This is a genomic window from Marinomonas sp. ef1, assembly GCF_002806845.1.
Lineage (GTDB): Bacteria > Pseudomonadota > Gammaproteobacteria > Pseudomonadales > Marinomonadaceae > Marinomonas > Marinomonas polaris.
The window spans coordinates 32725-43229 of sequence record NZ_NHTT01000010.1; the positions used below are offsets into that span (position 1 = coordinate 32725).

A 10505-nucleotide genomic window follows, 5' to 3' on the forward strand; every position below is an offset into this window, starting at 1 on the left:
CCAACCCATCGATTAAATCAAGGATCAAAACAACATGCTTGCACATGTGCCAATTATATTTATTTTAATTTTTAAGAGAAATGAAAATTACCTTATATAAAACATCAACTAGTACTATCGCCCAATAGGCACCAAAATTCATCATAGGTTAAGAAATAAACCGAAGTCAAAACAACTTAGTTAATTATTGTGAAATAATAGCCAAGCTTTGTGTCCAAATGATTACGACCAACCTATAAATTCAAGCCATAAAAAAACCACGATGCTTTCACATCGTGGTTTTTAGAAGCAAGCCTTTAATACCTATTATAGGTATTCGACTTTCTCGATTTCGTAAACAACTTCACCACTAGGAACTTGAATGGCAACTTCGTCACCTTCCTCTTTCCCAATAATGGCTTTCGCGATAGGTGAAGCGTAAGAAATTTTCTTCACTTTCACATCCGCTTCATCATCGCCGACAATCTTATAAGTAACCGTTTCTTCGGTATCTACATTAAACAGTGTTACTGTCGTGCCGAAAATTACTTTAGACGATACAGGCAAAGATTTAACGTCAATCACTTGTGAATCTGCAAGTTTACCTTCGATCTCTTTAATTCGACCTTCAGCAAATCCCTGTTCTTCACGAGCGGCGTGATACTCTGCGTTTTCTTTTAAGTCGCCATGCTCACGCGCGGTTGCGATATCCGCAATCACGCGAGGACGGACGACAGTTTTCAAGTGATTTAGCTCTTCTCGAAGACGAGCTTCACCTTCTACTGTCATTGGTACTTTTTTCATTATTTCCCCAAGTGCAAATCTTGCAGTCTTCTAACTTTCGTTTCACCTGTTAGGCTAATCGCCATACTCGTTGCTTCAGCACCAGCCAATGTCGTAGTGTAACAAACCTTGCGCTGTAAAGCTGTACGACGAATAACAGAAGAATCTGCAATCGCTTGCGTACCAGACGTAGTGTTGATGATGTAATCAATTTCGCCATTTTTCATCATATCAACGATATGAGGACGACCTTCATTCACCTTATTCACTTTGCGAACTTCAACGCCGCGCTCAGTTAGGTATTTAGCTGTGCCTTCGGTACCGACAAGGTCAAATCCTAGTTCAGCCAAGCGGCGAGCAACGTCTACTGCACCTTCTTTGTCCATATCGCGAACACTGATAAAAGCACGACCTGATGTAGGCAATTCAGTACCGCCACCAAGAACCGCTTTACCAAACGCTTCAGCGAAGGTATCACCCACGCCCATCACTTCGCCCGTAGATTTCATTTCAGGCCCAAGAATCGGATCGACACCCTGGAACTTGTTGAATGGGAAAACGGCTTCTTTCACGCTGTAGTAAGAAGGAATGATTTCTTTGGTGAAACCAAGCTCTTCCAGTGTTTTACCTGACATAACCAATGCAGCAACTTGCGCCAAAGAACGACCGATACACTTAGAAACGAAAGGCACAGTACGTGATGCACGAGGGTTAACCTCAATTACGTAGATTTCGCCATCCTGAATCGCAAGCTGAGTGTTCATCAAACCGACAACGCCAAGTTCTAGCGCCATGTTTTTGATCATCTCACGAATGTCGTCTTGCACTTCTTTAGACAAAGAATATGGTGGCAAAGAACATGCTGAGTCACCTGAGTGAACGCCCGCTTGTTCGATATGTTGCATGATGCCGCCGATAACCACTTGATGGCCATCGCAGATACAGTCGATATCAATCTCAATCGCTGCATTCAAGAAGTGGTCTAGCAGAACAGGGCTGTCGTTAGACACTTTCACCGCGCTGGTCATGTAACGCATCAATTCTTTTTCGTTATAAACGATTTCCATCGCACGGCCACCCAATACATAGGATGGACGCACCACAAGTGGGTAGCCGATAAGTGCGGCTTTCGCTGCAGCTTGATCAACACTACGCACTGTCGCGTTGTGAGGCTGCTTGTAACCCAAACGTTGGATCATGCTTTGGAAGCGCTCACGATCTTCTGCACGGTCAATAGACTCAGGTGTTGTACCAATGATTGGCACACCTTCGTTTTGCAAAGCACGAGCAATTTTCAGTGGTGTTTGACCACCGAATTGAACGATTACGCCTTTTGGTTTTTCTTTACGAACGATTTCTAACACGTCTTCAAGCGTTACTGGCTCGAAGTACAAACGGTCAGATGTGTCGTAATCAGTAGATACAGTTTCAGGGTTACAGTTCACCATAATGGTTTCGTAACCGTCTTCACGTAGACCTAACGCTGCGTGTACACAGCAGTAGTCAAACTCGATACCTTGACCGATGCGGTTCGGGCCACCACCAAGGATGATGATTTTTTCACGATCCGTTGGCGCCGCTTCACACTCGTCTTCGTACGTTGAGTACATATACGCTGTATTAGTGGCAAATTCTGCTGCACAGGTATCAACACGCTTGTAAACTGGATGAACGTTCATTAAGTAACGACGCTCACGCATAGACTTTTCAGTCACACTTAACAAGCTAGCAAGACGCGCATCAGAAAAGCCTTTACGCTTCAAACGACGAATTACGTCGTAAGTCATGTCTATCAGACCTTTGTCTGCCAACGCTGCTTCTTCTTTGATCAAGTCTTCGATTTGCACCAAGAACCAATGATCAACACCTGTTGCTTCGTAAACTTCGTCGACTGTCATACCAGAACGGAAGGCATCACCGATGTACCAAATACGGTCAGAACCAGGAGATTGAAGCTCGTAAGCCAATTTCTCTTTGCTGTTTTCTTCAGCAAAATCCAACTGAGGATTGAAGCCATCAGAACCAACTTCTAAGCCGCGCAATGCTTTTTGCAAAGACTCTTGGAAAGTACGGCCAATCGCCATAACTTCACCAACCGACTTCATTTGCGTGGTTAGACGATCATTCGCTGTTGGGAATTTTTCGAACGTGAAACGAGGAATCTTAGTTACAACGTAGTCAATTGCTGGCTCGAAGCTCGCTGGAGTTTGGCCACCAGTGATGTCGTTTTGCAACTCATCAAGGGTGTAACCAATCGCCAATTTTGCTGCGATTTTTGCAATTGGGAAACCTGTCGCTTTCGATGCCAAAGCAGACGAACGAGATACACGAGGGTTCATCTCGATAACCACAAGACGACCTGTTAGAGGATCCATACCGAACTGTACGTTGGAACCACCCGTTTCTACGCCGATCTCACGTAATACCGCCAAAGAAGCGTTACGCATGATTTGATATTCTTTATCCGTCAAGGTTTGTGCTGGCGCGACAGTAATGGAGTCACCAGTGTGAACACCCATTGCGTCGAAGTTTTCAATCGCACAAACGATGATGCAGTTGTCTTTTTTGTCGCGGACAACTTCCATTTCGTACTCTTTCCAACCGATCAAAGATTCATCGATTAGCAATTCGTTGGTTGGAGACAAATCCAAACCACGAGTACAGATTTCGTCGAACTCTTCCATGTTGTACGCGATACCACCACCGGTGCCACCCATGGTGAAGGAAGGACGAATGATACAAGGGAAGCCTACTTCAGCTTGAACTTTAAGCGCTTCTTCCATGTTGTGGGCAATACCCGCACGTGGACACTCAAGACCAATCGCACGCATCGCTTTATCAAAACGGCTACGATCTTCCGCTTTGTCGATAGCATCAGCTGTCGCACCGATCATCTCAACATTATATTTTTCTAGCACACCGTGACGCTCAAGATCCAACGCACAGTTCAATGCAGTTTGACCGCCCATCGTCGGTAGAACCGCATCTGGACGCTCTTTTTCAATAATTTTTTCTACGGTTTTCCATTCAACTGGCTCGATGTAAGTCGCATCCGCCATCGATGGATCTGTCATGATGGTCGCTGGGTTTGAGTTCACCAGAATAACGCGAATACCTTCTTCACGCAGCGCTTTACACGCTTGCGCACCAGAATAGTCAAACTCACAAGCCTGACCGATAACAATAGGGCCTGCACCTAAAATTAAGACGCTTTTTATGTCAGTACGTTTTGGCATAATATTTCGCTCCGCTCCTACTTTTAGGCTTTAGTGGCTTTGATGTTTTCAATGAACTGATCAAACAACGGCGCAACATCGTGTGGCCCCGGGCTCGCTTCAGGGTGACCTTGGAAGCTGAATGCACTCTTATCTGTACGCGCGATGCCTTGCAAAGAGCCATCGAACAAAGATTTGTGAGTCATCACAAGGTTAGCTGGCAAGGTGTCTTCGTCTACCGCAAAACCGTGGTTTTGGCTGGTGATCATCACAGTGCCTTTTTCGATAGCTTGTACCGGATGGTTTGCACCGTGGTGACCAAACTTCATTTTCTTGGTTTTCGCGCCAGAAGCCAAAGCCAAAAGCTGATGTCCAAGACAAATACCAAAGACAGGAATCTCTGTTTCTAGGATTTCTTTAATAGCTTGAATCGCGTAGTCACATGGCTCTGGGTCACCAGGTCCATTGGATAGGAATACGCCATCTGGATTCATCGCCAAAACGTCACTTGCTGGAGTTTTTGCTGGCACAACAGTTAAACGGCAACCGCGCTCAACCAACATACGAAGAATGTTGCGTTTCACACCGAAGTCATAAGCAACCACGTGGAAATCGAAAGATTCTGGCGTAGAGTGGCCCTTCACAAGATCCCAAGTAGACTCAGTCCACTCGTATGCTTTCTCTACCGTTACTTCTTTCGCTAGATCCATGCCTTTCAAGCCTGGGAAAGCTTTGGCAGCAGCAACCGCAGCCGCTTCATCTAGGCTTTCACCTGCCATGATGCAACCTGCTAGCGCGCCTTTTTCTCGTAGAATACGTGTCAATTTACGAGTATCAATGTCGGCAATACCAACCACGCCTTTGCGCTTCAAGTAAGAATCTAAAGATTCTTGTGAGCGCCAGCTGCTAGCAACCAAAGGAAGATCACGAATAATCAAACCTTCACACCAAATTTTGTCGGATTCTTCGTCTTCAGAGTTAACGCCAGTATTCCCGATGTGGGGATAGGTCAAGGTGACCATTTGTCGAGCATAGGAAGGATCAGTAAGAATTTCTTGATAACCGGTCATCGAGGTGTTAAATACTACCTCGGCCGTTGAGGAGCCATCTGCTCCGATCGACACCCCTTTAAAAATAGTGCCGTCTTCCAGAGCCAGAATCGCTGATGTTGCCAAAGGAACCTCCCATTTAGAGACTATCAGGTTGCAAAAAAGCGAGATAAACCGGCGGCTCATCTCGCTTTTAAGAAATTGCGTTTTTGCCGTTCTTCCAATGATGGATAACCAATGGATCTCGCGTTCAAAAAATCTGCCTAATTCTACTCTTATACGGCTTTTGCGTCCACCGAATTGCCGAGAAAACAGGCAAAAACACGGAATTTGAACGCATTTTTTCTTGACTTCTTAGTCAAGAATAAAAATAGAGCAAAATAACCTCTTAGCACAACAATCCATCAGCTACATTTTTGGCAGCGTCGTAACCATTTAAGTTACCTAATACAGTTAATGAAAAAACCATAGCTGCGGCAGGCCCTTTGCCTGTCAAAATGTTACCATCCATTACTACAGGTTCATTGGCAATGTACTCAGCACCAATCAATCCATCTTCAAAACCTGGGTAACACGTCGCTTGTTTATCTACGACAAAACCATGAGTACCAAACACTACCGCCGGTGACGCACAAATAGCCGCTAATAAAGCATCTTGGATGTCATGTTTTTCCAATATATCGATTAGCAATTCACAATCACGTAAATGCTCAGCACCTGGCATTCCACCAGCCAACACCACGGCATCAAAGATTTGCTCGCCAACCTCGGTTAATAAAACATCGGCTTCGAGTTTCGTGCCGTGCGCCATAACAACCTGTTTGGTCTCGTGAATACTCGCCACAGTGACTTCCACGCCACCACGTCGCAACACATCGATAATCGTAATGGCTTCAATATCTTCATTGCCGTTAGCAATAGGAACCAATACCTTGCTCATACCTTACCTCTTTCAGATACATTAAATTCATAAAAGCTTTCATGCGACTACTGCGTTTAAAAACTTTTCTATTTTTAGCGTAAACAAACATGCCGCTTCGTGGCCTTGTTCTGTTTGTCCTTTTTTTTCTATTTGATAATAATTTTTTCGGCGACCAACTTGTTCGAACCCTAACGATTCGTACAGCGAAATGGCTCCTAGATTCGACTCGCGCACTTCCAATAACAGCTCACTGACATCTTGCTGCGCGACCGCTTCTGACCAAACTATCATCAACTGTCTGGCTAGCCCCTGTCTACGGACAGAGGAATCAATCACAATTAATTCTAATTCGGATTGATCAAGCACCACCGAAGCAGTTAACCAACCAACGATCGATTTTTGCGTCGCATCACCTAATTCAACAACCCAATTTTTGCGCGTTTGTAATGCTTCAGCGACCAAATTTTCACCCCAAGGGTGAGGGTTAGACAAGGCATCAAGTTGAATAATAGGTAGTAAATCTGACTGAATCGCCAGACGAATAGAAACAGAAGGAATCATAAAATTAAACGCCTCATCAAAGGCAAAGAGATTAACGGAAAAAGCTTGATTGCATCGCTTGCCATGCGTCCTTGCGCAGTTCAGGAATACGATACAATTCAGACAAACTTACGATGTGCGCAGTAGGATATTGTTTTAAAAGGCTTTCAGGCGGTAAATCTTCCACCAACTGAGTAATTTGTGCACCAGCCAGCACTAGCCATGGAGTATCAGGAAAATCTTTTACCAAACGGCCCACATAGCTTTCTAACGCGCCAAACAGCCAATCGGTACGATTCAAGAAGTACGGATTGCGCAATTGCCCCGGCCAACTAAACGCACTGCCCTGCCATTCATCAATCGGCTGTTTTAACAAGGCTTGCCCCATTTTTAACGCCAAACGCTCAATGTCTTCTGCTTGGGAAAATACTTGAGGTACATCACTTAGAATCAAAAGCTTATTAGACAAGGCGTAAGCATGAATATTCAATCGCGTAATTTGGGTGTTCAGCGTTGGATCTGGCTCAACCACAATATCGACAGCCAATTCTTCAATTGGCTGCAAATCTTCGACGATAATTTCCGGTCCCGCATTTAACTGCTCACGAAGGTTATGAACCAAGGGCTCTTTTTCTTCAGGCGATAATTTAGGCATTGGAGCGGGCACAGGCTCAGCAGATCTAAATCCGGCTGAAGGCTGATCGCGATAAGAGTCTGCAAAGGAAGAGTTGGACGGCGCGTCCATATCAATAGGCCAAGGCTGTACTGGCATGAAAACCGTACCCGAAACACTGTCCGTGACAGACTCATTTTTCTCAATAGACAACCAGGACACCACGCCCATTTGCGCTAAGCAATGGGTTTGAAAAGCCTGTTGAGGTGGTAATTCGCGGGACATAGTAACCTTAATCGCAGCCTAAAAAATGCACATTCATCGATTTAAATACTGGTAAGCAAATATACTCGCTTACGCCACCAGATGCCACTTGATGGCCTAAAGCTTGCTAGAGATCTTTGCACTATGGCTGTGTATAATCACAACCAATTTAAAGCAACCCTATAAAAGGTATGAAAACATGGTGTCTCTGTTATCTCGTTTGATGGTTATCGCTGCCGTTTCGATCAGCAGCTTCAGCTTCGCCGACAGCTTGCCTGACCTTAAAGGCCGTACTATTTTAGCCGTCACCGAAAATGCCTACACACCACTTAACTTTGTCGATCCAGCAACGGGCGAAGGCATTGGTTGGGAATACGACGCCATGAACGAAATTGGCAAGCGTCTAAACGCTAACATTGAATGGCACCTAAGTAGCTGGGACACCATGATCCAAGCCGTCAAACAGGGCCAATACGATGTCGGTATGGACGGCATCACAATTAATGAAGAACGCGCCGCGCAAATTGACTTCACCATTCCTTACATGACCTCTCAACAGTTCATGTTGGTTCGTGCCGATGAAAAACGCTTTAATGATGCCAAATCCTTTGCCGCTAACCCCGACTTACAATTTGGTGCACAAGCAGGCACAACCAACTTTTATGTGGCCGTTTACGATGTGCTTGATGGCGATGAAAACAACCCTCGTATCACCTTACTAGACACCTTTGGAGCATCAGTTCAAGCGCTGAAATCTAGCGATGTCGACAGCGTACTAATGGACGCCGCGTCTGCCCGTGGTTACATCGGCGCCAATCCTGGTGCATTCAAAATTGTTGGCGGCCCGTTGGGTTCTGAAGATTTTGGCTTCATTTTGGCTCCGGGTTCAGACCTTGTTAAACCGATCAATGCGGCAATCGAAAGCATGAAAAAAGACGGCACCTTAGAAGCGCTAAACAAAAAATGGTTCTTCGACTATAACCGCTAAAAAAACCAGTCAATAGAAACAACAAACTCACAGCAACGGATCTTATACTTTTATAGCGATCCGTTTTTTATTGTTAACCACCACGGAACGGTCTTGCTATGAATGTATTATGCCCTTTAAAAAATCCCTAGAACGCACGCCTTGGTGGCTCGTCACCATCATTATTATTGCTCTGGTTCTGCTATGGAACATGGTTTCCGACCAAAGCTACCAACGCATAGCCGGCGCACTAAGTGAAGGCTTACTCACCACAATCGGCGTAACATTCACCGCATTTATACTAGCAAGTTTTCTTGGGCTATTAATTGCACTGGCAGGATTTTCTCGTCATCGCATACTTCGTGAATTCGCCCGTTTTTATGTAGAAATCTTCCGCGGCGTGCCCGTTCTCGTACTACTGTTCTACATCGCCTTTGTCGGCGCACCAGAAATGGTAAAATTCTACAACTGGGCATTACAAATGCCGATTGAAGCGGGCTGGATAGAAGAAGCTCGCACACGAGACTTTACTCTTCTATGGCGCGCCATTATTGCCCTTGCGATTAGTTACAGCGCCTTCATTGCAGAAGTCTTCCGCGCAGGCATTCAAGAAGTGGGCAAAGGACAAATAGAAGCCGCAAAAGCATTAGGCTTATCAAACTGGCATCGCTTCCGCTTGATCACCCTTCCCCAAGCCATGCGTAAAATCTTACCTCCCCTTGGCAACGACCTCGTAGCCATGATCAAAGACTCCGCACTCGTCTCGGTATTAGGCGTGCAAGACATCACCCAACTTGGCAAAGTCTTCAGCTCCTCCACCTTCCAATTCTTCGAAACCTACAACGTCGTCGCCTTCATGTACCTCGTACTCACACTCAGCTTATCGTTAATGATACGCGCCTTTGAAACGCACCTAAGACGCAATGATCATCATTGACTCAAGGCGACGCCACCCTAACCTTCCCCTTGGAAGTGATAAGGGGAAGGAACAAAGACATATCCGCAAACGCCCCAAACATAATGAGCGAATAACATTCCGACGAGGTAGGCGGTAGTTTCGAGGAGAATGTTATTCGGTCGATGATCACAAAGGCTTAGGCCTTCTAAGCTTAACCATTAAACACGGGGATAATGTCTCTGCCGTATTTGGCGATGATTTCTTCTTCGTCGCCGCTGTCTAGGTAAATGTTGAACTGCGTGGTTCCCGCTGTTTCTAGGTCTTTAATCTTGGCAATATGATCCTCGACGGTTCCCAATACACAGAAGCTTTTCACTATGTCTTCGGTGATGAAATCCAAGAATGGGTTGTCGCTTTGACCGTGTTTGGAGTAATCATAACCACGGCGTTTTTCGATGTAATCCGTTAAGCTTTTTGGCACTAAACCTGAATCACTGCCATATTGTTCAACGATATCTGCCACATGGTTACCCACCATGGCAGGGAACCATTTGGTGTGTTCGATACAGTAATCCATATCACCAAAGTAAGCTGGCGCAGCGGCTTGGACTTTGAAGTTAGACATATCACGACCTGCAGCTTCACCAGCGTTAATGGCTTGATCTTTAAACCATTTCACCAAATCAGGATCACCAATTTGCAAAATCAAACCATCGCCAACTTCACCAGCGGTGGCTAAGGCTTTCGGGCCATAAGCGCCAATCCAAACTGGTAATTCGTAGCCTGTCGCCCAAGGCAGTTTAACGGGTTCAGGACATTCGCCATATTCCACTTCTTCACCACGAACCATGGCTTTTACCTTGGTGGTAAATTCCGCAAGGCGCGCTAATGTCGCTGGTTTTTTGCCCATCACTCGCATGGAAGAATCACCACGACCAAGACCGATGTCGAAACGACCATTACTTTGATGCGCCAAGCTCGCGTATAAGCTGGCGGACAAAGACCAGTCACGAATATTCGGGTTAGTCACACAAGGACCAAAACGCATGGTTTTGGTGTGCTCCATACACATTGCCATGGCCACAAACGACTCACGCCAAAGAATGTGAGAATCGTAAAACCAGCAGTAAGTGAAACCAGCCGCCTCCGCCTGACGAACAAGATTTCGTGCGCGATCTGGGCTGACGAAGCCTTTAAACGTAATGCCAAATTCCATAATGTGTTCCTCTTGTGATTGTGCTTTTTTAATATTTTTCAAAATTTGAAACTGTGTTT

9 protein-coding genes are annotated in these 10505 nt (G+C 45.4%); 2 read left to right on the forward strand and 7 right to left on the reverse strand.

Annotated elements, in window-relative coordinates; genetic code table 11:
• Positions 1 to 306: 306 nt before the first annotated feature.
• The 6 genes from greA to CCS02_RS14785 form a co-directional block, all read right to left on the reverse strand.
• Entirely contained in the window at positions 307 to 783 is a 477-nt protein-coding gene (gene greA, locus CCS02_RS14760) for a transcription elongation factor GreA (protein ID WP_072842347.1), read from the reverse strand.
• Positions 783 to 3998 (reverse strand): carbamoyl-phosphate synthase large subunit, encoded by a 3216-nt coding sequence (gene carB / locus CCS02_RS14765; protein ID WP_100636979.1) that lies wholly within the window; start codon positions 3996 to 3998, stop codon positions 783 to 785. Before carB ends, greA begins: the two co-directional genes overlap by 1 nt.
• Before the next feature lie 23 nt (positions 3999 to 4021).
• Positions 4022 to 5152, reverse strand: a complete 1131-nt coding sequence (carA, locus tag CCS02_RS14770) for a glutamine-hydrolyzing carbamoyl-phosphate synthase small subunit (protein WP_100636980.1) — start codon at positions 5150 to 5152, stop codon at positions 4022 to 4024.
• Between the two features lie 262 nt (positions 5153 to 5414).
• The gene (locus CCS02_RS14775; RefSeq protein ID WP_100186768.1) at positions 5415 to 5966 is read right to left on the reverse strand and encodes a DJ-1 family glyoxalase III; all 552 of its coding nucleotides are present in this window, start codon (positions 5964 to 5966) and stop codon (positions 5415 to 5417) included.
• A 39-nt stretch (positions 5967 to 6005) separates the two neighbouring features.
• Entirely contained in the window at positions 6006 to 6509 is a 504-nt protein-coding gene (locus tag CCS02_RS14780) for a GNAT family N-acetyltransferase (RefSeq protein WP_100186767.1), read from the reverse strand.
• Positions 6510 to 6540: 31 nt separating this feature from the next.
• Positions 6541 to 7386, reverse strand: coding sequence for a hypothetical protein (locus CCS02_RS14785; RefSeq protein ID WP_100186766.1), 846 nt, complete (start codon positions 7384 to 7386; stop codon positions 6541 to 6543).
• Positions 7387 to 7564: 178 nt separating this feature from the next.
• On the opposite strand from CCS02_RS14785, the gene CCS02_RS14790 reads away from it, so the two are divergent.
• Complete coding sequence (locus tag CCS02_RS14790) at positions 7565 to 8353, forward strand: transporter substrate-binding domain-containing protein (protein ID WP_100636981.1); 789 nt, start codon at positions 7565 to 7567, stop codon at positions 8351 to 8353.
• A 109-nt stretch (positions 8354 to 8462) separates the two neighbouring features.
• Entirely contained in the window at positions 8463 to 9269 is an 807-nt protein-coding gene (locus tag CCS02_RS14795; protein ID WP_100636982.1) for an amino acid ABC transporter permease, read from the forward strand.
• 172 nt (positions 9270 to 9441) lie between these two features.
• On the opposite strand, the gene CCS02_RS14800 is transcribed toward CCS02_RS14795, so the two are convergent.
• Positions 9442 to 10446 (reverse strand): TIGR03842 family LLM class F420-dependent oxidoreductase, encoded by a 1005-nt coding sequence (locus CCS02_RS14800; RefSeq protein WP_100186763.1) that lies wholly within the window; start codon positions 10444 to 10446, stop codon positions 9442 to 9444.
• Positions 10447 to 10505 lie beyond the last annotated feature (59 nt).

Coding starts and splice junctions, on each gene's coding strand:
- greA (WP_072842347.1), bottom strand. CDS start 783: ATGAAAAAAGTACCAATGACAGTAGAAGGTGAAGCTCGTCTTCGAGAA.
- CCS02_RS14790 (WP_100636981.1), top strand. CDS start 7,565: ATGGTGTCTCTGTTATCTCGTTTGATGGTTATCGCTGCCGTTTCGATC.
- carB (WP_100636979.1), bottom strand. CDS start 3,998: ATGCCAAAACGTACTGACATAAAAAGCGTCTTAATTTTAGGTGCAGGC.
- CCS02_RS14800 (WP_100186763.1), bottom strand. CDS start 10,446: ATGGAATTTGGCATTACGTTTAAAGGCTTCGTCAGCCCAGATCGCGCA.
- CCS02_RS14785 (WP_100186766.1), bottom strand. CDS start 7,386: ATGTCCCGCGAATTACCACCTCAACAGGCTTTTCAAACCCATTGCTTA.
- CCS02_RS14780 (WP_100186767.1), bottom strand. CDS start 6,509: ATGATTCCTTCTGTTTCTATTCGTCTGGCGATTCAGTCAGATTTACTA.
- CCS02_RS14775 (WP_100186768.1), bottom strand. CDS start 5,966: ATGAGCAAGGTATTGGTTCCTATTGCTAACGGCAATGAAGATATTGAA.
- CCS02_RS14795 (WP_100636982.1), top strand. CDS start 8,463: ATGCCCTTTAAAAAATCCCTAGAACGCACGCCTTGGTGGCTCGTCACC.